The 21946-nt window shown below is 69.0% G+C and carries 22 protein-coding genes; 18 read left to right on the top strand and 4 right to left on the bottom strand.

What is annotated here, in order from left to right:
* Positions 1–44: 44 nt before the first annotated feature.
* Together LQ938_RS09280 and LQ938_RS09275 are read left to right on the top strand one after the other, a co-directional pair.
* Positions 45–797 (top strand): 3-hydroxybutyrate dehydrogenase, encoded by a 753-nt coding sequence (locus tag LQ938_RS09280; RefSeq protein WP_223720884.1) that lies wholly within the window; start codon positions 45–47, stop codon positions 795–797.
* A complete protein-coding gene (locus LQ938_RS09275; protein WP_223720885.1) occupies positions 794–1681 on the top strand; it encodes an alpha/beta hydrolase in 888 nt (295 codons plus the stop codon). The genes LQ938_RS09280 and LQ938_RS09275 overlap by 4 nt, the downstream gene beginning before the upstream one ends.
* A gap of 27 nt (positions 1682–1708) precedes the next feature.
* On the opposite strand, the gene LQ938_RS09270 is transcribed toward LQ938_RS09275, so the two are convergent.
* A complete protein-coding gene (locus LQ938_RS09270) occupies positions 1709–2491 on the bottom strand; it encodes an IclR family transcriptional regulator (protein WP_223720886.1) in 783 nt (260 codons plus the stop codon).
* Positions 2492–2601: 110 nt separating this feature from the next.
* Here LQ938_RS09270 and LQ938_RS09265 point away from each other — a divergent pair, with 110 nt between their 5' ends.
* Genes LQ938_RS09265 through LQ938_RS09255 form a run of 3 tightly spaced genes read left to right on the top strand, consistent with a single transcriptional unit; the run spans position 2602 to position 5218 of the window.
* Positions 2602–3381, top strand: a complete 780-nt coding sequence (locus LQ938_RS09265) for a CoA transferase subunit A (protein ID WP_223720887.1) — start codon at positions 2602–2604, stop codon at positions 3379–3381.
* A gap of 2 nt (positions 3382–3383) precedes the next feature.
* On the top strand, positions 3384–4037 hold the full coding sequence (locus LQ938_RS09260; protein WP_223720888.1) for a CoA transferase subunit B: 654 nt from the start codon (positions 3384–3386) through the stop codon (positions 4035–4037).
* Positions 4034–5218 (top strand): acetyl-CoA C-acetyltransferase, encoded by a 1185-nt coding sequence (locus LQ938_RS09255; protein ID WP_223720889.1) that lies wholly within the window; start codon positions 4034–4036, stop codon positions 5216–5218. Before LQ938_RS09260 ends, LQ938_RS09255 begins: the two co-directional genes overlap by 4 nt.
* A gap of 53 nt (positions 5219–5271) precedes the next feature.
* Here LQ938_RS09255 and LQ938_RS09250 read toward each other — a convergent pair whose 3' ends face one another.
* Together LQ938_RS09250 and LQ938_RS09245 are read right to left on the bottom strand one after the other, a co-directional pair.
* On the bottom strand, positions 5272–5757 hold the full coding sequence (locus LQ938_RS09250; RefSeq protein WP_223720890.1) for a hypothetical protein: 486 nt from the start codon (positions 5755–5757) through the stop codon (positions 5272–5274).
* A 66-nt stretch (positions 5758–5823) separates the two neighbouring features.
* Positions 5824–6081 (bottom strand): hypothetical protein, encoded by a 258-nt coding sequence (locus tag LQ938_RS09245; protein WP_223720891.1) that lies wholly within the window; start codon positions 6079–6081, stop codon positions 5824–5826.
* Positions 6082–6195: 114 nt separating this feature from the next.
* Between LQ938_RS09245 and otsA the strand changes: the two genes are divergently transcribed.
* From otsA to serA, 9 genes are all read left to right on the top strand, one after another.
* A complete protein-coding gene (gene otsA / locus LQ938_RS09240; protein WP_223720892.1) occupies positions 6196–7608 on the top strand; it encodes an alpha,alpha-trehalose-phosphate synthase (UDP-forming) in 1413 nt (470 codons plus the stop codon).
* Positions 7605–8375, top strand: coding sequence for a trehalose-phosphatase (gene otsB / locus LQ938_RS09235; RefSeq protein ID WP_223720893.1), 771 nt, complete (start codon positions 7605–7607; stop codon positions 8373–8375). The genes otsA and otsB overlap by 4 nt, the downstream gene beginning before the upstream one ends.
* A 73-nt stretch (positions 8376–8448) precedes the next feature.
* Complete coding sequence (ilvD, locus tag LQ938_RS09230) at positions 8449–10155, top strand: dihydroxy-acid dehydratase (protein WP_223720894.1); 1707 nt, start codon at positions 8449–8451, stop codon at positions 10153–10155.
* 45 nt (positions 10156–10200) lie between these two features.
* Positions 10201–12003, top strand: coding sequence for an acetolactate synthase large subunit (locus LQ938_RS09225; RefSeq protein WP_223720895.1), 1803 nt, complete (start codon positions 10201–10203; stop codon positions 12001–12003).
* 1 nt (position 12004) lies between these two features.
* A complete protein-coding gene (gene ilvN / locus LQ938_RS09220) occupies positions 12005–12514 on the top strand; it encodes an acetolactate synthase small subunit (RefSeq protein ID WP_223720896.1) in 510 nt (169 codons plus the stop codon).
* Between the two features lie 86 nt (positions 12515–12600).
* Positions 12601–13626 (top strand): ketol-acid reductoisomerase, encoded by a 1026-nt coding sequence (gene ilvC / locus LQ938_RS09215; RefSeq protein WP_223720897.1) that lies wholly within the window; start codon positions 12601–12603, stop codon positions 13624–13626.
* Positions 13627–13754: 128 nt separating this feature from the next.
* Positions 13755–14330 (top strand): DNA polymerase III subunit gamma/tau, encoded by a 576-nt coding sequence (locus LQ938_RS09210; RefSeq protein WP_223720898.1) that lies wholly within the window; start codon positions 13755–13757, stop codon positions 14328–14330.
* Positions 14330–14683, top strand: coding sequence for a bacitracin resistance protein (locus LQ938_RS09205; RefSeq protein WP_223720899.1), 354 nt, complete (start codon positions 14330–14332; stop codon positions 14681–14683). The genes LQ938_RS09210 and LQ938_RS09205 overlap by 1 nt, the downstream gene beginning before the upstream one ends.
* A 139-nt stretch (positions 14684–14822) precedes the next feature.
* A complete protein-coding gene (serA, locus tag LQ938_RS09200) occupies positions 14823–16427 on the top strand; it encodes a phosphoglycerate dehydrogenase (RefSeq protein ID WP_223720900.1) in 1605 nt (534 codons plus the stop codon).
* Between the two features lie 58 nt (positions 16428–16485).
* Here serA and LQ938_RS09195 read toward each other — a convergent pair whose 3' ends face one another.
* A complete protein-coding gene (locus LQ938_RS09195) occupies positions 16486–17031 on the bottom strand; it encodes a TetR/AcrR family transcriptional regulator (RefSeq protein WP_223720901.1) in 546 nt (181 codons plus the stop codon).
* Between the two features lie 64 nt (positions 17032–17095).
* Here LQ938_RS09195 and LQ938_RS09190 point away from each other — a divergent pair, with 64 nt between their 5' ends.
* The 4 genes from LQ938_RS09190 (at position 17096) to LQ938_RS09175 (ending at position 21941) form a co-directional block, all read left to right on the top strand.
* On the top strand, positions 17096–18628 hold the full coding sequence (locus LQ938_RS09190; RefSeq protein ID WP_223720902.1) for an MFS transporter: 1533 nt from the start codon (positions 17096–17098) through the stop codon (positions 18626–18628).
* A 50-nt stretch (positions 18629–18678) separates the two neighbouring features.
* Positions 18679–19731: a 3-isopropylmalate dehydrogenase gene (locus LQ938_RS09185; protein WP_223720903.1), complete on the top strand. Its 1053-nt coding sequence runs from the start codon at positions 18679–18681 to the stop codon at positions 19729–19731.
* Between the two features lie 69 nt (positions 19732–19800).
* Positions 19801–20907, top strand: a complete 1107-nt coding sequence (locus LQ938_RS09180) for a branched-chain amino acid aminotransferase (protein ID WP_223720904.1) — start codon at positions 19801–19803, stop codon at positions 20905–20907.
* A 266-nt stretch (positions 20908–21173) separates the two neighbouring features.
* Positions 21174–21941, top strand: coding sequence for a fumarylacetoacetate hydrolase family protein (locus LQ938_RS09175; protein ID WP_223720905.1), 768 nt, complete (start codon positions 21174–21176; stop codon positions 21939–21941).
* Positions 21942–21946 lie beyond the last annotated feature (5 nt).

The following is a 21946-nucleotide window of genomic DNA, read 5'->3' as shown; positions in this document are numbered from 1 at the left end:
TGTGAGCGTTGTCGCGGGCGGCCACTGCTCGTACGCTGGCCGACGTGCACACCAGAGACCTCGCCGAACGGACAGCCCTCATCACCGGCGGGGCCAGCGGCATCGGGCTCGCGTGCGCGCACGAGCTTGCGGCGCGCGGTGCACACGTCGTCATCGCCGACCGGGATGCGGATGCGGCGGCACGCGCGGCCGCAACCGTCGACGGCGAGGCATGGGTCGTCGACCTCTCCGACACCCGTGCGCTCGATGACCTGACCCGGGACGCCGACATCCTGATCAACAACGCCGGCATCCAACGCGTCGCCCCCATCGAGGATTTCGTGCCCGACGACTTCCGGCTCATCCACCGCCTCATGGTCGAGGCGCCCTTCCTTCTCGTCCGCGCGGTTCTGCCCGGCATGTACGCGCGCGGATGGGGGCGGATCATCAACATCTCCAGCGTCCACGGGCTGCGGGCCAGCCCGTTCAAGTCGGCGTACGTGTCGGCCAAGCACGCGCTCGAGGGACTGTCGAAGACCGCAGCACTCGAGGGCGGTCCGCACGGCGTGACGAGCAACTGCGTCGACCCCGGCTACGTCCGGACGCCGCTCGTCGAGAAGCAGATCGCCGCCCAGGCCCGGGTGCATGGCATTCCCGAGAGCGAGGTGGTGCAGAAGGTCATGCTCACCGAGTCGGCGATCAAGCGCCTCGTCGAGCCCGCTGAGGTGGCGTCGCTCGTCGGGTGGCTCGCGTCCGAACACGCGGGCATGGTGACCGGCGCGTCGTACACGATGGACGGCGGATGGTCGGCGCGATGAGCGAGCGGATGGTGCGCGTGCCGGTACCCGGCGGCGAACTCGCCGTCGCCGTCCACGATCCCGAGGGGGCGCCGACGGGCGCCGTGCTCCTCGTCCACGGAATCACCGCGTCGCACCGGGCGTGGGACTTCGTATTGCCCGAGCTCGCCGACATGCGGCTCGTCGCGCCGGATCTTCGTGGGCGCGGGCAGAGCCGGAACGTCGGGGAAGGTGCGGGGTTCTCCGCGCACGCCGACGACCTCGTGGCCGTCCTCGATGCCCTCGGCGTCGAACAAGCGCTCGTCGTGGGGCACTCGATGGGGGCGTTCGTGGCTGTCGTCCTCGCCCACCGCCATCCGGCCCGCGTCGCGCGCCTGCTGCTCGTCGACGGCGGCCTCCCGCTCGACGTGCCCCTCGGGGGAGACCCGGATGCCGTGATGGCGGGCGTCCTCGGGCCGACGGCGGCTCGTCTGTCGATGCGCTTCGCGAGCGTAGAGGACTACCTCGGCTTCTGGCGGCAGCATCCGGCGTTCCCGCCGCCGTGGCCCGCCGGACTCGCGCAGTACTTCGTGGCGGACCTCGTCGACGACGGTGCCGGGATGCTGCGGCCCGCGACCCGGTACGAGACCGCCGCGGCCGACACCGCCGACATGATCGCCGGCACGGCGCTGCCGTCTGCGCTCGCCGCCCTGCAGCATCCGACGCGGCTGATCACGGTTGGGCGCGGGCTCCAGAACGAGCCGCCGGGACTGTACGCGCGCGACTATCTCGAGGGCGTGCTCGTGCAGCATCCGTCGATCCGGCACGACCGGATCGACGAACTCAACCACTACACGGTGGTCATGTCGCCGCAGGGCGCCCGCCTCGTCGCGGAGGCGGTCCGCGCCGAGCTATCGGCCGACTGATTCCGCCTGTCGGCCGACTGATGCCGCTCAGCGAGCGCCCGCGGCGATCCGCGTCGACAGTTGGTGCGCGTGGGCGAGCAGGATGCGGCCCAGTTCGGCGCGGCGCTCACCGGCGAAACGGAACTCCACGCCGGTGAGGCTGAGCGCCCACTGCGGGTACCCGTCGCGGTCGAACACGGCGGCGCCGAGACCCCAGCTACCCCCGACGATCAGCCCGGGATTCAGCGCGTAACCGCGCTCGGCGGTCTCCCGCAAGCGCGTGCGGAGGCGGACAGGGGCATGCGCGCTACCGAAACGGTCGGCGAGGTCCGGATGACGTTCCAGATAGGCGTCCACATCGTGGGGAGGGAGAAACGCCAGGATCGCGAGCCCGGCGGACGCGACGCCGAGCGGGAATCGGACGCCCTCCGACAGCACGAACGAGCGGATCGGGAAGCTGCCCTCCTCACGAAGGATGCACACCGTCTCGTCGCCGCGGCGAACCGAGAGGAACGCACTCTCCTCCGTGCGGACGGCGAGCGAGCGCACGATGTCACGACCGATGCCCGTCACGTCGTATCGTGCCGCGGCGACCGTGCCCATCAGGTAGAGCTCGGGGCCGGCGACCCATCGGGTCGTCCGGTCGTCGAGGTCGACGAGTCCCTCGTGTCGAAGCGCCGACAGCAGTCGGTGCGCCGTGGGACGGGTGAGACCCGCGCGCTCGGCCGCATCCGGGACCGTTAGACCATCGGTACCGGAGGAGCTGACGAGCCGGAGCAACCGGGCCGCGCGGGCGACGCTCTGTGTTCCGGGGATGACATCGTTGTCCACGATATGGACACTAGGGGCGACGATATCCACATGGCAAGCACGAGCGCAGACGCACACGCGGCCGTCGCGCAGGCTGAGATGAGCCCGACGAGGGGTGCGGAGGAGACACGGTGATCGACAAAGAAGTGCAGACGGCCGAGGATGCGATCCGCGACATTCCAGATGGCGCGAGCCTCGCGGTCGGCGGGTTCGGGCTCTCCGGAAACCCCATGCAGCTGATCGAAGCCCTGCATGCGCAGGGCACCCGTGACCTGTCGATCGTCTCGAACAACTGCGGCGTCGACGACTGGGGGCTCGGCATTCTGCTCGGTGCGCACCGCATCCGGAAGATGACGTCGTCGTACGTCGGCGAGAACAAGGAGTTCGAACGACAGTTCCTCTCCGGCGAGCTCGAGCTCGAGCTCACACCGCAGGGAACGCTGGCCGAGAAGCTGCGCGCCGGCGGGTCGGGCATCGCGGCGTTCTTCACGCAGACGGGTGTCGGCACCCAGGTCGCCGAGGGCGGGTTGCCCCGCCGCTACGACGGCGCCGGCGGTGTGGCGGTCGCGTCGCCCGAAAAGGAGGTGCGTTCGTTCGCACCCGGCGGCATCCCGGGGGAGTACGTGCTCGAGGAGGCCATCGTCACGGACTTCGCGCTCGTCCATGCCTGGAAGGGCGACCGGCACGGCAACCTCGTGTTCCGCAAGGCCGCCCGCAACTTCAATCCGCTCGCGGCCATGGCCGGTCGGGTCTGCATCGCTCAGGTCGAACACCTCGTCGAACCCGGTGACCTGGAGGCGGATGCGGTGCACCTCCCCGGTGTCTACGTGCACCGTGTGCTCGAGGTCGGGCCCGACATCGACAAACGCATCGAACGGCGCACCGTGCGCTCCGCTCCGGAAGGGAACTGACCATGGCGCTGACCCGCGATCAGATGGCGGCGCGCGCCGCGCGCGAACTCGCCGACGGTTCGTACGTGAACCTCGGCATCGGGCTGCCGACGCTCGTTCCGAACCACGTGCCCGCGGACGTGACGGTCGTTCTGCAGTCGGAGAACGGGATCCTCGGCGTCGGCCCGTACCCGGCCGAGCAGGACGTCGATCCCGACCTCATCAATGCCGGCAAGGAGACGGTGACGATCCTGCCGGGGGCGGCGTACTTCGACTCGGCGACGAGTTTCGGGATGATCCGCGGGGGCAAGATCGACGCGGCCATCCTCGGTGCGATGCAGGTGTCGGCGAGCGGCGACCTCGCGAACTGGATGATCCCCGGGAAGATGGTCAAGGGCCCGGGTGGGGCGATGGATCTCGTTCACGGCGCGGGCCGGGTGATCGTGCTGATGGAGCACGTCGCGAAGGACGGTGCCCCGAAGATCGTCGACGCGTGCACCCTTCCTCTCACCGGCCGCGCGGTCGTCGACCGGATCATCACCGACCTCGCCGTCATCGACGTCACCCCGAACGGCCTCGTTCTGGTCGAGACCGCGCCCGGAGTGACGGTCGACGAGGTCGTCGCCGCGACGCAGCCTCCGCTGCGCATTTCCGACGTACGTAAGGTGGATGCATGAACACTGACGACGTGGTCATCGTTGCTGCGGCACGGACCCCGCAAGGCCGGCTCAAGGGCCAGCTCTCCTCTTTCACCGCCCCGCAGTTGGGCGGACTCGCCATCCGTGGTGCGCTCGCCCAGGGCGACATCCCGGCCGAGGCCGTCGATGCCGTCCTCGTCGGGCAGGTGCTCTCGGCGGGTTCCGGGCAGAACCCGGCGCGCCAGGCGGCGATCGCCGCAGGACTCGGATGGGACGTGCACGCCGCATCCGTCAACAAGGTCTGCCTCTCCGGTCTCACGGCCGTGATCGATGCGGCGCGGATGCTGCGTGCCGGCGACGCGCGCGTCGTCGTGGCGGCGGGCATGGAGTCGATGACCCGCGCGCCGCACCTGCTGATGGGGTCCCGCGACGGGTGGTCGTACGGCTCGATCGAAGCGCTCGACCACATGGCATTCGACGGCCTCACCGACGCCTTCGACCAGGTGAGCATGGGTGCGTCCACCGAGCGGCTGAACGCGGCGTTCGAGGTGACGCGGGAGCAGCAGGATGAGGTCGCGGCGCGTTCGCACCAGCGCGCTGCTGCCGCGGCCCGGGCCGGCCTCTTCGCCGCCGAGATCGTGTCGGTCGAGGTGCCGCAGCGCAAGGGCGACCCCCTCGTCGTCTCGGCCGACGAGGGCATCCGCCCCGACACGACGGTCGACGTTCTGGGCCGACTCCGCCCCGCGTTCGCAGAGGGCGGCACGATCACGGCGGGAAACTCGTCGCCCATCTCTGACGGCGCGTCGGCGGTCATTCTCACGACCCGGTCGCACGCTGATGCCGAAGGATGGCCGGTGCTGGCCGCGCTCGGATCCAGCGGTCAGGTCGCCGGCCCCGACAACTCGTTGCACGCTCAGCCGGCACGCGCGATCGAGAAGGCGCTCGATCGGCAGGGTCTCGCCGTGTCGGATCTCGACTTCATCGAGATCAACGAAGCGTTCGGCGCGGTCGTGGCCAGGTCGCAGCGTGAGCTCGGCGTGGGCGATGACATCGTCAACATCCACGGCGGCGGCATCGCGCTCGGGCACCCGATCGGGGCGTCCGGCAACCGCCTCGTCGTGCATGCGGTGCACGAACTGCTGCGCCGGGGAACCGGAACCGCGGCCGTCGCGCTCTGCGGTGGCGGCGGGCAGGGCGACGCGCTCATCCTCACCCGCTGACCCTCGTGTGCTGATCCTGCGGCGTGGAGGGGCGGGCCGGACGAGTCTGCGATCTACTCGAACCAGGGCACGGAACTGAGCCGTTTCCTCTCGATCGCGGCTGCGATCGGGGTGATCGTCAGGTTGAGCCGCGGATCGCCGTCGATCTGCCGAAGAAGGACGCGGTGCCATCCCACGGGTGTCGTCAGACGAACGGCTGCGGGGCCGGTCGGTGACTCATCGTGGAACTGTGCCGCCATGGTCAGCTGCGTGTAGTCGGTCAGCCACAGCCCGCTGGCTGTGACTCTCACGATGCCGACGGCCTCGCGCAGCACCGGTGCCGTGATCGGTCGGTCGGTGACCGCCACCGCGGAGTCGGCATCGTCCGGTCCGGGATAGGCGATGAACAACGCCCCTTCGTTCATCTGGCCGGCGAAGTGTCCGAGGAGTTCATCGAGCCGCCAGTCCTCATCCACGAACCCCTTGTATGCGTCGGGGACGACGAGAACGAAGAACCCGTCTTCGTCTACGCGCAGGGATGCGGCTTCTTCGATGCTCATTCTCGGAACCGTAGCGGACCGTCGTGCAGACGCCCCGCCCGTCAGCGCGCCGACGCGACTCCAGGGTCAGCCGCGCAGGTGCTTCTTCAGCAGCTTCTTCTCTTCCGACCGCGTCAGCGGGGAGTCATCGGGGATGACGTGACCGCGGCCGGCGCGGAAGGTGTCGACGATCGAACCGATCGCGAGCGCGAGGGTGATGCCCCAGCTGAGCCAGGCGAGCGCCTGCCGCCAGGTGAAGCCCTCGTCGCTTCGGAGGCTGCGGAGGAGGGTCATTCCGCTCATCACAGAACTGAGGAGGCCCGAGCCGAAGAGGTACTTGCGCATGCGCCCACGCTACCGCGCGAGGGTAGCTGCGGACCGCGCTTGACGCCACCGACCCAGTCGTGGCACGGCCCGCTGTTAGCCTGAACGAACCCCCGCGAACCGAGGAGCTTCTGCGTGTCTCAGGCCGATTTCGTCGTCGTCGCCAACCGCCTTCCCGTCGATCGAGACGCGGATGGCGGATGGCGCACCTCTCCGGGCGGTCTGGTCACCGCGCTGGACCCCGTGATGCGAAAGAGCGAGGGCGCCTGGGTCGGGTGGCCCGGTCAGGCTGACCTGGAACTCGAGCCGTTCGACTTCGGCGGAACCCACCTCGTGCCCGTCTCGCTGTCGGCAGAAGACGTCGAGCTGTACTACGAGGGCTTCTCGAACGACACGATCTGGCCGCTTTATCACGACGTGATCGCCGCTCCGCGCTATCGCCGCGAGTGGTGGAACGCGTACGTGGCGGTCAACAAGCGATTCGCCGAAGCGGCTGCTGCGGCGGCGGCTGAGGGCGCTACCGTCTGGGTGCAGGACTACCAACTGCAGCTGGTGCCGAAGTTCCTCCGCGAATCGCGACCGGACCTCACGATCGGGTACTTCCACCACATCCCGTTCCCGGCATATGGGCTCTTCTCGCAACTGCCGTGGCGCCGGCAGGTACTCGAGGGGCTGCTGGGCGCCGACGTGATCGGCTTCCAGCGGGTCGCCGACGCGGGCAACTTCGCCCGCGCGGTCCGCCGCCAGCTGCGGTACGAGACGAAGGCGTCCGGCATCCGTGTTCCCGAGGAAGACGGCTCGACGCGCGTCGCCCTCGCCCGTGCGTTCCCGATCTCGATCGACGCGGAGTCGTACGTCGAGCTCGCGCAGCGCCCCGAGATCCAGGCCCGCGCGAAGGAGATCCGCGCCGAGCTCGGCAATCCGAAGCGCGTGCTGCTCGGCGTCGACCGCCTCGATTACACCAAGGGCATCCGTCACCGCATCAAGGCGTTCGGTGAGCTGCTGCAAGACGAGCGGGTCAGTGTCGAAGACGTCACTCTCGTGCAGGTCGCGAGCCCCAGCCGCGAGCGCGTCGAGGCCTACGTGCAGTTGCGTGACGAGATCGAACTCGCCGTCGGGCGCATCAACGGCGACTACGACACCATGGGCCACACCGCCATCCGGTACCTTCATCAGGCCTTTCCCCGCGAAGAGATGGTCGCGCTGTACCTCGCCGCCGACGTCATGCTCGTCACGGCGCTTCGCGACGGCATGAACCTCGTCGCCAAGGAGTACGTCGCGAGCCGCGTCGACAATCGCGGCGTGCTCGTGCTGAGCGAGTTCGCGGGCGCGGCCGATGAACTCGGTAGTGCGCTGCTGATCAACCCGCACGACATCCAGGGGCTGAAGGATTCGATCAGCCGCGCGATCGACATGCCCCCGGCCGAGCAGGGGCGGCGGATGCGGGCCCTCCGCCGCCGCGTGCGCGAGCACGACGTGGAGGACTGGTCGCAGGAGTTCCTGACCGCGCTCGCGGCGACGCGCACCAACCAGGGCATGAACGCATGACGACCGCCGAGCAGCTGGACCGCCTCGCCCGCACCGGGCACTTGCTGGTCGCGCTCGACTTCGACGGCACGCTTGCCCCGCTCGCGGACGAGCCGATGGCGGCGCGGATGCTGCCCGAATCCCGCGCGGCGCTGAACGCCCTCGCGGCGCTGCCCGAGACGACGGTGGCGTTCGTCTCGGGGCGGACGCTCCACGACCTCCGGATCGTGACGGAGGAGACGCCCGCATCCGTGTTCCTGCTCGCCGGGTCGCACGGTGCCGAGTTCGGCGATGACGAGCCCGCGGTCGGAGCGGATGCCGACGCGACCCGCCTGCGCGACGACCTGATCGCGGCCACGGGGGCTGCGGTTGACGGCATCGACGGCGCCTGGATCGAGCCCAAGGCGTTCGGACTCGGGCTGCACACGCGACTCGCGACCCGCGCCGACGCCGCCGCGGCGGCCGAGGCCGTGGGTGCGATCGTCGCCGACCGCGCCCCGGACTGGCGACGCCGCGACGGGCACGACATCCTCGAGTACGCCTTCCGGCACGAGGGCAAGGACGGCGCCGTCGCGACGCTGCGCGAGCGGGTCGGCGCGACGGCCGTGCTGTTCGCCGGCGACGACGTGACCGACGAAGATGCCCTGCGGAGCCTCGCGCCCGGCGATCTGGGCGTGCACGTCGGCGAGGGTCCGACCGCCGCGACGGTGCAGGTGCCGGATGCGGCAGCTCTCGCGGTCCTGCTCGCCGACCTGGCCGAGCGGCGCGCGGCCGTGCGCGCGCACTGAGTCGTCGCCACCTGCACCGCTGTGCGCCGTCACGACGGCGATCCCGGTGCGGTCGCGGGAATAGACTGCAACGGTGAGCCACCGCGACGAAGCCATCGATATCAAGCCCCGCAGTCGTGCCGTCACCGACGGCATCGAAGCGACCACGTCTCGCGGAATGCTCCGCGCGGTCGGCATGGGCGACGAGGACTGGGATAAGCCTCAGATCGGTATCGCCTCGAGCTGGAACGAGATCACGCCCTGCAACCTGAGCCTCGACCGGCTCGCGCAGGGGGCGAAAGAGGGCGTGCACTCGGGCGGCGGCTACCCGCTGCAGTTCGGCACGATCTCCGTCTCCGACGGCATCTCGATGGGGCACGAGGGCATGCACTTCTCGCTCGTCTCGCGCGAGGTCATCGCCGACTCGGTCGAGACCGTCATGATGGCGGAGCGCCTCGACGGAAGTGTGCTGCTGGCGGGCTGCGACAAGTCGCTCCCCGGCATGCTGATGGCGGCCGCCCGCCTTGACCTGTCCAGCGTGTTCCTCTACGCCGGCTCGATCGCACCCGGCTGGGTCAAGCTCTCCGACGGAACGGAGAAGGAAGTCACGATCATCGACTCCTTCGAGGCCGTCGGCGCGTGCAAGGCCGGCACGATGAGCGAAGAAGACCTGAAGCGGATCGAATGCGCCATCGCACCCGGCGAGGGAGCCTGTGGCGGCATGTACACCGCCAACACGATGGCCTCCGTCGCCGAGGCGCTCGGTATGAGCCTGCCCGGCTCCGCGTCGCCGCCCTCGGCGGACCGTCGTCGTGACTACTTCGCACACCGCTCCGGTGAAGCCGTCGTGAACATGCTGCGCCTGGGCATCACCGCGCGGGACATCATGACCAAGAAGGCGTTCGAGAACGCGATCACGGTCGCGATGGCACTGGGGGGTTCGACGAACGTCGTGCTGCACCTGCTGGCGATCGCTCACGAGGCCGAGGTCGAGCTCAGCCTCGACGACTTCAACCGCATCGGCGACAACGTGCCGCATCTGGCCGACATGAAGCCCTTCGGACGATTCGTCATGGCCGACGTCGACCGCCACGGCGGCATCCCGGTTCTCATGAAGGCTCTCCTCGACGCCGGTCTCCTGCACGGCGACGCCCTCACCGTGACCGGCAAGACCGTCGCCGAGAACCTCGAAGCGCTGAACCCCGACCCGATCGACGGCACCGTGATCCGGACGCTCGACAACCCGATCCACGCGACCGGCGGAATCACCATCCTGAAGGGCACGTTCGCCCCCGAAGGCGCCGTCGTGAAGACCGCAGGGTTCGACGCATCCGTCTTCGAAGGACCGGCGAAGGTGTTCGAGCGCGAGCGCGGCGCCATGGACGCGCTCACCAACGGCGAGATCTCCGCGGGAGATGTCATCGTCATCCGCTACGAGGGCCCCAAGGGCGGCCCGGGAATGCGCGAGATGCTCGCGATCACCGCCGCCATCAAGGGCGCGGGCCTCGGAAAAGATGTATTACTCTTGACGGACGGACGATTCTCAGGCGGCACAACCGGCCTGTGCATCGGCCACATAGCACCCGAAGCGGTCGACGCTGGTCCGATCGCCTTCGTGCGCGATGGTGATCTGATACGGGTCGATATCGCGGCTCGCACTCTCGACCTACTCGTCGACGAGGCTGAGCTTGTCTCCCGCCGCTCTGGCTGGGAGCCGCTTCCCCCGCGCTATACCCGTGGCGTCCTGGCCAAGTACTCCAAGCTCGTGCACTCCGCCGCGGAGGGCGCGGTCACTGGATAGACCGGGCCCTCAGCCCCCATCCTCCCTGCAATGAGGTCGATCACCATGTCATCCGACACCACCGCGGCCGTTCCACGGCCGCCTGTCCGCTCCTCTTCGGCGCCCATCATGACGGGTGCCGAAGCCGTCGTCCGTTCGCTCGACCTGCTCGGCGTCACCGACGTCTTCGGTCTGCCGGGCGGTGCGATCATGCCCGTCTACGACCCGCTCATGGATGACGACGCGGTGCGCCACATCCTCGTGCGCCACGAACAGGGCGCGGGTCACGCCGCCGAGGGCTACGCCGCCGCATCCGGTCGCATCGGTGTCGCGATCGCAACGTCCGGTCCCGGTGCCACGAACCTGGTGACGGCGATCGCCGACGCCTACATGGACTCGGTGCCGCTCGTCTGCATCACCGGCCAGGTCTTCTCGACCCTCATGGGAACGGATGCGTTCCAGGAGGCCGACATCGTCGGCATCACGATGCCGATCACGAAGCACTCCTTCCTGGTCAAGCGTCCCGAAGACATCCCGGGCGCGATCGCCGCGGCGTTCGAGATCGCCGGCACGGGGCGCCCCGGTCCCGTCCTTGTGGACATCACGAAGGACGCCCAGCAGGCGTCGTCGCCGTTCGTCTGGCCGCCGAAGATCGACCTGCCCGGATACCGTCCGGTCACGAAGGCGCACGGCAAGCAGATCCAGGCGGCAGCCCAGCTGCTCGCCGAGGCGAAGAAGCCCGTTCTGTACGTGGGCGGCGGAGTGATCCGCGCGCACGCGTCCGACGAGCTGAAGGTGCTCGCCGAGGCGACCGGCGCGCCCGTCGTCACGACCCTCATGGCGCGCGGTGCCTTCCCCGACTCGCACGCGCAGCACCTCGGCATGCCGGGTATGCACGGCACCGTCCCCGCCGTCCTCGCACTGCAGGAGTCCGATCTGCTGATCGCGCTCGGCGCCCGCTTCGATGACCGCGTGACCGGCAAGGCGGCGCTGTTCGCCCCGAATGCCAAGGTGGTGCACGTCGACATCGACCCGGCCGAGATCTCGAAGATCCGGTTCGCGGACGTGCCGATCGTCGGAGACGTGCGCGACGTGCTCGTCGACCTCGAAGCCGCCTTCCGCGGTGCCATCGACGGCGCCCAGCCCGACATCTCGGAGTGGTGGTCCTACCTCGACGGTCTCCGCGAGGAGTTCCCCCTCGGCTACGCGCCGACGACCGATGGGCTCCTCGCTCCGCAGCACGTCATCCAGCGCATCGGCGAACTGACCGGACCGGAGGCGATCTACGCCTCGGGAGTCGGCCAGCACCAGATGTGGGCGGCGCAGTTCATTAAGTACGAGCGCCCGAACTCGTGGCTGAACTCCGGCGGCGCCGGCACCATGGGGTACGCCGTTCCGGCCGCGATGGGCGCGAAGGTCGCCGAACCCGACCGCGTGGTCTGGGCGATCGACGGTGACGGCTGCTTCCAGATGACGAACCAGGAGCTCGCGACCTGCGTCATCAACGAGATCCCGATCAAGGTCGCGATCATCAACAACTCCTCGCTCGGCATGGTGCGCCAGTGGCAGACGCTGTTCTACGACGGTCGCCACTCGAACACCGACCTGAACACCGGACACGGCACCGCTCGCATCCCGGACTTCGTGAAGCTCGCCGAGGCGTACGGCTGCCTCGCCATCCGGGTCGAACGCGAAGACGAGATCGACGCGGCGATCGAGCTCGCGCTGGCGACCAACGATCGTCCGGTCATCATCGACTTCGTCGTCTCGGCGGACTCGATGGTCTGGCCGATGGTGCCGCAGGGCGTCAGCAACAGTTACGTCCAGTACGCCCGCGAACACGCGCCGACGTTCGATCAGGAGGCCTGAGATGACCAGTCACGTGCTGAGCCTCCTGGTCGAGGACAAGCCCGGTCTGCTGACCCGTGTCGCGGGGCTCTTCGCCCGGCGCGGCTTCAACATCGAGTCGCTCGCCGTGGGCGTCACCGAGGTGCCCGGTCTGTCCCGCATCACGGTCGTCGTCGACGTCGACGAACTTCCGCTCGAACAGGTGACCAAGCAGCTCAACAAGCTGATCAACGTCATCAAGATCGTGGAGCTCGACTTCTCCGCATCCGTCCAGCGCGAACACGTGCTGGTGAAGGTGAAGGCCGACAACTCGACCCGATCGAACGTGCTCGAGGTCGTGAACCTCTTCCGCGCCTCGGTCGTCGACTATGCCCCGGATGCGGTCGTCATCGAAGTCACGGGCGACAAGGGCAAGGTGGACGCACTCCTGCGTGCCCTCGAGCCCTTCGGCATCAAGGAGCTCGTGCAGTCGGGCCTGCTCGCGATGGGCCGCGGCGGCAAGAGCATCACCGAACGCGTGCTGCGCGGCTGATTCATTCCCGTCCACCGGATGCGGGTCGCACCGCTGATCCGCACCGGACAAACACACTCGGAAACGAAGGAAAGAGAAAGACGAACATGGCTGAGATCTTCTACGACCACGACGCCGACCTGTCGATCATCCAGAGCAAGAAGGTCGCGATCGTCGGCTACGGCTCGCAGGGTCACGCGCACGCGCAGAACCTTCGCGATTCGGGTGTCGAGGTCGCCATCGCGCTGAAGGACGGCTCGAAGTCCGCCGCGAAGGCGCAGGACGACGGGTTCCAGGTGCTGTCGGTCGCCGACGCCACCGAGTGGGCCGACGTCATCATGATCCTCGCGCCCGACCAGTACCAGCGTTCGATCTTCACTGACTCGATCAAGGACAAGCTGACCCCGGGCAAGGCCCTCGCGTTCGCGCACGGCTTCAACATCCGCTTCGGCTACATCGACGCTCCCGAAGGCGTCGACGTCATCCTCATCGCCCCGAAGGCTCCGGGCCACACCGTGCGTCGCGAGTTCGTCGCCGGCCGCGGCATCCCCGACATCATCGCCGTCGAGCGCGATGCGTCGGGCCAGGCCTGGGACCTCGCGAAGTCGTACGCGAAGGCGATCGGCGGAACCCGTGCCGGCGTCATCAAGACGACCTTCACCGAAGAGACCGAGACCGACCTGTTCGGCGAGCAGGCCGTCCTGTGCGGTGGCGTTTCACAGCTCGTCCAGTACGGCTTCGAGACCCTGACCGAGGCCGGCTACCAGCCGCAGATCGCCTACTTCGAGGTGCTGCACGAGCTGAAGCTCATCGTCGACCTCATGTGGGAGGGCGGCATCGCCAAGCAGCGCTGGTCGATCTCCGACACGGCAGAGTACGGCGACTACGTCTCGGGCCCGCGCGTCATCGACCCGCGCGTCAAGGAGAACATGCAGGCCGTGCTCGGCGACATCCAGTCGGGCGCGTTTGCGAAGCGCTTCATCGACGACCAGGACGCGGGAGCCCCCGAGTTCCTCGCCCTCCGCGAGAAGGCTGCCGGGCACCCGATCGAGGCCACCGGCAAGGAGCTGCGTTCGCTCTTCGCGTGGAAGCAGCAGGACGAGGACTACACCGAGGGTTCCGCCGCGCGCTGATCCCGGCCGCTCTTCCGCCGAGCCACCCCCTTCCGACCGACCGACCCCTTTCCGGGGCGGTCGGAAGGGGGTGGCTCGCGCAATGAGGGGTGGGTCGGGGCGGGGTTGCTCCGCGTACGCTGGGGGGCATGGCCCGACTTGACGATGACGCCCTGAGCTGGGGCGGCGACGACGACCCGACGCTCGACGTCGGTGTGCCCGCGACACCGCCGCCCACCGGACTCCCGAAGGGCTACACGGCGGTCGGACGGGGGAGTGAGGCCACCGTCTCGACCCCCGCGGGTGCGACTCCGGATGCGGACGCGACGCCCGGTACCGGCGCTGCCTCCGAACGCGCGGCCTCGGCAGGCGCGACCGCTGCAGGATCACCTGCCGTGTCCGCCGCTGCCGCCTCGCCCACCGCCGCAGCGCCGGCCGGCAACGCGACGCTCGTCTCGCTCGGTGTGCTCGGCGGGATCTACCTGCTGCTGGCGGTCGGCTGGTTCATCGGCGGCTCGCGTCTGCAGTTCGTCGCGCAGCTCTTCCTGGACTCCACGGGGTACGTCGTGACCTGGGGTCTCGCTGTGCTCGCGCCGGTGATCTGGTTCGGCACGGTCTTCTTCCTCACCCGGGGCGGGCGCACATGGGTCCGGATGCTGCTTCTCATCGTGGGCGCGATCGTGTTGCTGCCCTGGCCGTTCCTTCTCGTGGGAGTGGGTGCCTGATGGCGAACACGACGTCCGACGCTCCGACCCGCCGCTCGGCCTTGCCGGTGTGGCTCGTCGCGACCATCGCCGGCGGCTTCGGCCTGTTCTACGCCTGGGCGGTGTGGACGGCGGTGTCGTTCCTCGCTCAGCAGGCGTCGGGTGTCGAGGGGCTCACCGGCTACGGGTGGTTCGTTCTCGTGCTGCCGGTGCTGTTCCCGATCCTCGCGTTCGCGGGCGCCTTCGCGCTCGGGTGGCGACGGCGGGTTCTCCCGTTCGTGCTGGTGATGCTGACGGGCCTCGCGCTCGTCGCCGTCTTCTGGCTCGACGTGCTGGCGTACGCATCCGTCAACACCTCGCTGTACGGCGGCTGACGGGCGTCACACGGTCCGAACCCTCGGGTGCGGGCCGTTAAGCTGGCCTTTCCGCCGTGCCTCCCTGTGGCGTGCGGTGGCCCGATCCACACCCTTCGTCGCGCCTGCCGCGACGTCCCGCACGCCTAAGGACACCGCCGTGACCAAGCCCGTCGTCCTCATCGCCGAAGAGCTCTCTCCCGCCACGATCGACGCGCTCGGTCCGGACTTCGAGATCCGTCAGGTGGACGGAGCAGATCGCTCGGTGCTCCTGCCGGCTCTTGCCGATGCCAGCGCGGTGCTGATCCGCTCGGCGACCAAGATGGACGCCGAAGCCATCGCGGCGGCGCCCGCGTTGAAGGTCATCGCCCGTGCGGGTGTCGGCCTCGACAACGTCGACATCAAGTCGGCGACCACGGCCGGTGTCATGGTCGTGAACGCTCCGACGTCGAACATCGTGTCGGCGGCCGAGCTCACGATCGGGCACATCCTGAGCCTCGCGCGCCGTATCCCGGCCGCGCACGCCTCGCTCGCCGCCGGCGCGTGGAAGCGCAGCTCGTTCACCGGAACCGAGCTGTTCGAGAAGACGGTCGGCATCATCGGGCTCGGCCGCATCGGCGCGCTCATCGCCGCGCGTCTTCAGGCGTTCGACATGCGCGTCGTCGCCTACGACCCTTACGTCACGAGCGCCCGCGCGCAGCAGCTCGGCGTCGAGCTGCTGACGCTCGACGAACTTCTCGCCCAGAGCGACTTCATCAGCATCCACATGCCGAAGACGCCCGAGACGACCGGCATGATCAGCACCGAGCAGTTGCAGCGGATGAAGCCGACCGCGGTCATCGTGAACGTCGCCCGCGGCGGACTGATCGACGAAGAGGCCCTATACACCGCACTGACCACCGGTGAGATCGCCGGTGCCGGCCTCGACGTCTTCACGAGCGAGCCCCCGGCCCAGGGCGGCCCGGCGGCCAGGCTGCTCGACCTCCCGAACGTCGTCGTCACCCCGCACCTCGGCGCGTCGACCGAAGAGGCGCAGGAGAAGGCCGGTGTCTCGGTCGCGAAGTCGGTCAAGCTCGCTCTCGAGGGTGATCTGGTTCCGGATGCGGTTAACGTCGCCGGTGGTCTCATCGACCCGTTCGTGCGGCCCGGCATCGCGCTCGTCGAGATGCTCGGGCAGTTCTTCTCCGGGCTCGCCCAGGGTGCGCTCACGAACCTCGACATCGAGGTGCGCGGCGAGCTGGCTGGGTACGACGTCAGCGTCTACCGCCTCGCCGCGCTCAAGGGGATCCTCGCCAACATCGTCAGCGAGAGCGTCTCGTACGTGAACGCCCCGCTGTTCGCCGAGCAGCGCGGCATCGAGACCCGACTGATCGTCGAGGCGGACAGCCCGCTGTACCGCAACATCACGATCCTGCGCGGAACGCTCTCCGACGGTACGGTGCTCACCGTGTCGGGCACCCTCGCCGGCACCCGGATGGTGCCGAAGATCGTCGACGTGAACGGGTACGAGATCGAGGTGCCGATCGAACGCCACCACGTCGTGATGCGCTACGCGGATCGCCCCGGGATCGTGGCGATCTACGGGCGTCTGCTCGGTGACGCCAACATCAACATCGCGGGTCTGCAGGTCGCTCACCCGGATGCCACGGGCCGCGCGCTCTCGGTGCTGACGGTCGACTCGCCCGTGCCCGACGCGCTGCTCGACGAGATCGGGGCGGCCGTGGGCGCCGACCTGTTCCGGCAGATCGCCATCACGGAGTCCTGACCACGGCGCTCTGAGAGCGGCGCTCTGAGAGCGACGCGCGGCGGTCGTCGGCCGCCGGTCAGTCCTTGGTCGAGCGCTCGACCAAGGCGATGAGGGCCTCCATGGCGGGGCCCGTCGGGATGGGCCCGGTGAGGCCGCCGGTCTCGAGCGCGTTGTTGTAGTACAGCCCGTCGCTCACGAGCATCACCAGGTCGAGCGCGGTGTCGTCGGCCGTGTGCGGACGCAGAGCGTCCGCCCAGCGCCCCCGGATGGCGCGGAGCGCGGCTCCCGCGGCGGCGTGGCCGCTCTGCGCGAGCCGCGATGCGGCGATGAGTGCGCGGTCCAGCGGATCGTCCGACATGACCGAGGTGCGCACGAAGTACGCCACCGGTCCGTCCGGGGCCACCGACATCCGCTCGATGTCGTCTTGCGCGAGCGCGTCGAGGCGTTCGATGAGCCCTGCCTCGAGGGCGTCCTTCGAGCCGAAGTGGTAGAGCAGGCCGCCTTTGGAGACGCCCGCCGCGCGTGCGGTGGCCTCCATCGTGGCGGCACGTTCGCCCTCGTCGATGAGCAGCGCTTCGAACGCGTCGAGCACCAGTTCGCGGGCGCGGGGTGGTCTGCTCATGGATCCGATCGTAACGACGGGGGAGGGCGGATGTCTGTTACTATACCAGCTGGACGGTATACAAATGATGACTCTGACAGAAGAACTCGACCTCGCACAGGCCCACGGACGACGGGTCGGCTGGCGCGGCTGGACCGCGCTCGCGGTGCTGATGCTGCCCGTGCTGCTCGTATCGGTCGACAACACGGTGCTGAGCTTCGCCCTGCCCGAGATCGCGTTGCAACTGCAGCCGACGAGCGCACAGCAGCTCTGGATCATCGACGCGTATCCGCTCGTGCTCGCGGGGCTCCTCGTGACCATGGGTACGCTCGGCGACCGCTTCGGTCGGCGCCGGATGCTGCTCATCGGCGCGACCGGCTTCGCCACGGTCTCGGCCCTCGCCGCCTTCGCTCCGTCGGCGGAACTGTTGATCGCGGGTCGAGCCCTCATGGGTGTCTTCGGCGCCATGCTCATGCCGTCGACCCTGTCGCTGCTGCGGAGCATCTTCACCGACCGTGATCAGCGCCGACTGGCGATCGCCGTCTGGGCGTCCATGTTCTCCGCCGGCTCCGCGCTCGGTCCGATCGTCGGCGGATTGCTGCTCGAGCACTTCGCGTGGGGATCCGTCTTCCTTCTCGCGGTGCCGGTGCTCGTGCCGCTGCTGATCTTCGCGCCGCTTCTCGTGCCCGAGAGCCGCGATCCGAAGCCCGGCCGGATCGACCCGATCAGCATCGTGCTCTCGATGGCCACGATGGTGCCGATCGTCTACTCGATCAAGGAACTCGCCGTCCACGGCCCGACCCCGATCGTCGGCGTGCTGTTCGCCGCGGGCGTCGCGTTCGGTGTGGTCTTCGTGCGCCGGCAGCTGCGCGTCGCGAACCCGATGCTCGACATGCGTCTGTTCCAGCGCGGATCGTTCAGCGGCGCGCTCGCGGTCAACCTCCTGAGCATCATGGCGCTCGTCGGGTTCCTTTACTTCGTCGCGCAGCATCTGCAGCTGATCATCGGTCTGTCGCCCCTCCAGGCGGGCCTCGCGCTCGTGCCGGGACTCGCGGCGATGATCGTCGCGGGACTCGTGGTGGTTCCGATCTCGAAGCGCCTCTCGCCGCGGGTGGTCATCCCGGGGGCGCTGGTGTTCTCGTTCGCGGGGTACATCATCATCGCCCTCTCGACCGATCCGAACGCCGTGGGCGTCCTCGCCGCCGCATTCGTCTCTCTCGGCATCGGTATCGGCATGGCCGAGACCGTGTCGAACGAGCTGATCCTCTCGAGCGCCCCGCCCGCGAAGGCCGGCGCGGCCAGTGCAGTGTCGGAGACGGCGTACGAGGTCGGTGCGGTGCTCGGCACATCCGTGCTCGGCGGACTCCTGACGGCGCTCTACCGGTCGAACCTGCAGCTGCCGGCGGGCATGCCGGCGGATGCGGCGACCGCCGCCCGCGAGACCCTCGCGGGCGCGATGGCCGCGGCCGATCGGCTCGAGCCGGCGACGGGCGAGGCGCTGCGCAGCGCCGCGGCGCACGCCTTCGACACGGGAGTGGGCGCGACGTCGCTCATCGGTGCGGGTCTCGTGATCGTGGCGGCCGTCATCGCGGCCACTACGCTGGGACGAACCCGCTGAACTCCGCGCGGTGCGTCTGCGCGCCGGCGGCATCGTGATCAAGGAGTGCCATGTCGCGCGTCGTGAAGCTCGCCGTCATCCCCGGTGACGGCATCGGTCCGGAGGTCGTCGCCGAAGCCGAGAAGGTTCTCGACGCGGTGACCGCCGCATCCGACGTCTCCTTCGAGAAGACGCGCTTCTCGCTCGGTGTCGGGCGATACCTCGAGACCGGCGACACCCTGACGGACGAGGATCTCACCGCGATCGCGGGCCACGATGCGATCCTGCTCGGAGCGGTCGGCGGCGTGCCCGGCGATCCCCGACTGAAGAACGCGAACATCGAACGCGGACTCCTGCTGAAGCTGCGGTTCTCGCTCGATCACTACGTGAACCTGCGCCCGTCGAAGCTCTACGCGGGCGCCCCAGGGCCGCTCGCCGCGCCCGGCGAGATCGACTTCGTGGTCGTCCGCGAGGGCACCGAGGGCCCCTACGTCGGCAACGGCGGCGCGATCCGCGTCGGCACCCCGCACGAGATCGCGAACGAGACCTCGGTGAACACCGCCTTCGGCGTCGAGCGCGTCGTGCATTTCGCGTTCGCGCAGGCCGAGCGTCGGCGCAAGAAGCTGACCCTCGTGCACAAGACCAACGTGCTCGTGCACGCCGGTGGGATCTGGAAGCGCATCGTCGACGAGGTGGCCGCCGAGCACCCGGAGGTCGCCGTAGACTACCTGCACGTCGACGCGGCAACGATCTTCCTGGTCACGAACCCGGGCCGCTTCGACGTGATCGTCACCGACAACCTCTTCGGTGACATCCTGACCGACCTGGCTGGCGCCGTCACCGGTGGCATCGGCCTCGCCGCATCCGGCAACATCAACCCGGACGGCGCGTTCCCGTCGATGTTCGAGCCCGTGCACGGTTCGGCGCCCGACATCGCCGGCCAGCAGAAGGCCGATCCCACCGCCGCGATCCTGTCCGTCGCGCTGCTGCTCGATCACCTCGGGCTGCAGAGCGAGTCCGCTCGCGTCACCCGCGCCGTGGAAGATGACATCGCGACCCGCGGCGCCCACGCGCGCCCCACCGCAGAGATCGGCGGCGCGATCGCCCAGCGCGTCCAGGCGTAGCCTGGATCGCAGCATCCGTCGCCGCCCCCGACCACCGCGCACGTCGTGCGCAGATGAAGCGAGACACTCATGACTCTTCTCGATACCGATCCGGACGCCGGCCTTGCCCCTCTTTCGTTCCTGGTGCGTAAGAACCTGAACGCGAAGAGCGCGGCCGAGCGCGAGCAGATCCTGCAGAACCCGGGCTTCGGCACGCACTTCACCGACCACATGGTCGACGTCTGCTGGTCGGTCGGCGGCGGATGGCACCGCCCGCGCGTGCAGCCGTACGGTCCGATCTCGCTCGACCCCGCCGCCGCGGTGCTGCACTACGGCCAGGAGATCTTCGAGGGCATCAAGGCCTACCGGCACGCGGACGGTTCGGTGCACACGTTCCGACCCGACCAGAACGGACGACGTCTGCAGCGTTCGGCCCGCCGCCTCGCGCTGCCCGAACTGCCCGTGTCGTACTTCGTGCAGTCGATCCGCGAGCTCGTCGCGGTCGACGGCGCCTGGGTGCCGAGCGGCGCCGACCAGAGCCTGTACCTGCGACCGTTCATGTTCGCCAAGGAGGCGTTCCTCGGGGTGCGCCCGGCGAACAAGGTGAACTACTACGTGATCGCGAGCCCCGCCGGCGCCTACTTCACGGGCGGCGTGCAGCCCGTGTCGATCTGGCTGAGCGAGGACTACGCGCGCGCCGGCAAGGGGGGCACGGGCGCGGCCAAGACCGGCGGCAACTACGCCGCGAGCCTTTTGCCGCAGTCCGAGGCCTACGAGAACGAGTGCGACCAGGTCGTCTTCCTCGACCAGGAGGGCAACGTCGAAGAGCTCGGCGGAATGAACATCGTCTTCGTGAAGAAGGACGGCACGCTGGTCACCCCGCAGTCCGAGTCGATCCTCGAGGGCATCACCCGCGACTCGATCCTCCAGCTCGCCCGCGACCGCGGCCACAAGGTCGAGGGTCGTGACGTGTCGCTGGCCGAGTGGCGCGAGGGTGTGGCCTCCGGTGACATCGTCGAGGTGTTCGCATGCGGTACGGCCGCGGTCGTGACTCCGATCGGCGTGCTGAAGGGCAAAGGCTTCTTCGACGAGCAGCCCACCGGCTCGCTCGCCCTGTCGCTCCGCGAGGAACTCACCGACATCCAGTACGGCCGTCGCGAAGACACGCACGGCTGGCTGCTGCGCCTCGACGCCTGACCCCTCGCGCGGTGGTGCCCTCGGGCGGTGGCGTCTCCGCATCCATGTCCCACTATTTGCAGCCCATGTCCCACTATTTGTCGCTCTGACCCGCCCATAGCGGCAAAAAGTGGGACACAGAAGGCGACGGGGCACCGGATGTGGGACACAGAAGGCGAGGGGGCACCGGATGTGGGACACACCGGATGTGGCGCACCGAGCGCGGTGGGTATGGCGGCACCGAGAGCGGGAGTCCCGGAGATCGGCGTCCTGGGTAGGCTGAGCGGGTGAGAATCGCGCGCTTCAGTCACCAGGACGCCATCACCTACGGCATCGTCGACGGGAAAGAACTGGTCGTTCTGGCCGGTGACCCGATGTTCGTCGGGTACGAGACCACCGACGTTCGCGTCCCCATCTCCGACATCGCCCTGCTGGCGCCGGTCATTCCGCGTTCGAAGGTGGTCGCGGTCGGACGCAACTACCGCGCGCACGCGGCCGAGTTCGGTAACGACGTGCCGGCCGAGCCGATGCTGTTCTTCAAGCCCAACACCTCGGTCATCGGCCCGAACGACTCGATCGTGCGCCCGAAGCAGTCCGCGCGGGTCGAGTTCGAGGGCGAGCTCGCGGTCGTCATCGGCCGCATCGCGAAGAACGTGCCTGCCGAACGCGCGCACGAGTACGTCTTCGGCTACACCATCGCGAACGACGTCACCGCCCGAGACCTGCAGCGCTCCGACGGGCAGTGGGCGCGCGCGAAGGGCTTCGACACGTTCTGCCCGATCGGTCCGGCCATTGAAACCGAGTTCGATCCGTCCGGCGACGCGCGCGTCGTGACCCGGGTCAACGGCGACGTCCGCCAGGACGCCCCGCTCACCGACATGGTGCACTCCGTCGCCGACGTGATCGCTTACGCCTCGGCCGCCTTCACGCTGCTTCCGGGCGACGTCATCCTCACCGGGACGCCCGCGGGCGTCGGCGAGATCGTCGCGGGCGATGTCGTCGAGGTGGAGATCACCGGGCTCGGCATTCTGCGCAACACCGTCCGCGACGCGTGAGCGCG

This window comes from Microbacterium sp. cx-55, assembly GCF_021117345.1.
GTDB lineage: Bacteria > Actinomycetota > Actinomycetes > Actinomycetales > Microbacteriaceae > Microbacterium.
The sequence above is the reverse complement of the archived record's forward strand: the minus strand, read 5'-3'. Positions and strand labels throughout refer to the sequence as shown.

Excerpts from the sequence above, each read along its gene's own strand:
- LQ938_RS09195 (WP_223720901.1), bottom strand. The coding sequence starts at position 17,031 with ATGAGCAGACCACCCCGCGCCCGCGAACTGGTGCTCGACGCGTTCGAA.
- ilvN (WP_223720896.1), top strand. The coding sequence starts at position 12,005 with ATGACCAGTCACGTGCTGAGCCTCCTGGTCGAGGACAAGCCCGGTCTG.
- LQ938_RS09185 (WP_223720903.1), top strand. The coding sequence starts at position 18,679 with ATGTCGCGCGTCGTGAAGCTCGCCGTCATCCCCGGTGACGGCATCGGT.
- LQ938_RS09205 (WP_223720899.1), top strand. The coding sequence starts at position 14,330 with ATGGCGAACACGACGTCCGACGCTCCGACCCGCCGCTCGGCCTTGCCG.
- LQ938_RS09255 (WP_223720889.1), top strand. The coding sequence starts at position 4,034 with ATGAACACTGACGACGTGGTCATCGTTGCTGCGGCACGGACCCCGCAA.
- LQ938_RS09180 (WP_223720904.1), top strand. The coding sequence starts at position 19,801 with ATGACTCTTCTCGATACCGATCCGGACGCCGGCCTTGCCCCTCTTTCG.
- LQ938_RS09250 (WP_223720890.1), bottom strand. The coding sequence starts at position 5,757 with ATGAGCATCGAAGAAGCCGCATCCCTGCGCGTAGACGAAGACGGGTTC.
- LQ938_RS09225 (WP_223720895.1), top strand. The coding sequence starts at position 10,201 with ATGTCATCCGACACCACCGCGGCCGTTCCACGGCCGCCTGTCCGCTCC.
- ilvC (WP_223720897.1), top strand. The coding sequence starts at position 12,601 with ATGGCTGAGATCTTCTACGACCACGACGCCGACCTGTCGATCATCCAG.
- LQ938_RS09245 (WP_223720891.1), bottom strand. The coding sequence starts at position 6,081 with ATGCGCAAGTACCTCTTCGGCTCGGGCCTCCTCAGTTCTGTGATGAGC.
- otsB (WP_223720893.1), top strand. The coding sequence starts at position 7,605 with ATGACGACCGCCGAGCAGCTGGACCGCCTCGCCCGCACCGGGCACTTG.
- LQ938_RS09210 (WP_223720898.1), top strand. The coding sequence starts at position 13,755 with ATGGCCCGACTTGACGATGACGCCCTGAGCTGGGGCGGCGACGACGAC.
- LQ938_RS09190 (WP_223720902.1), top strand. The coding sequence starts at position 17,096 with ATGATGACTCTGACAGAAGAACTCGACCTCGCACAGGCCCACGGACGA.
- LQ938_RS09260 (WP_223720888.1), top strand. The coding sequence starts at position 3,384 with ATGGCGCTGACCCGCGATCAGATGGCGGCGCGCGCCGCGCGCGAACTC.
- LQ938_RS09275 (WP_223720885.1), top strand. The coding sequence starts at position 794 with ATGAGCGAGCGGATGGTGCGCGTGCCGGTACCCGGCGGCGAACTCGCC.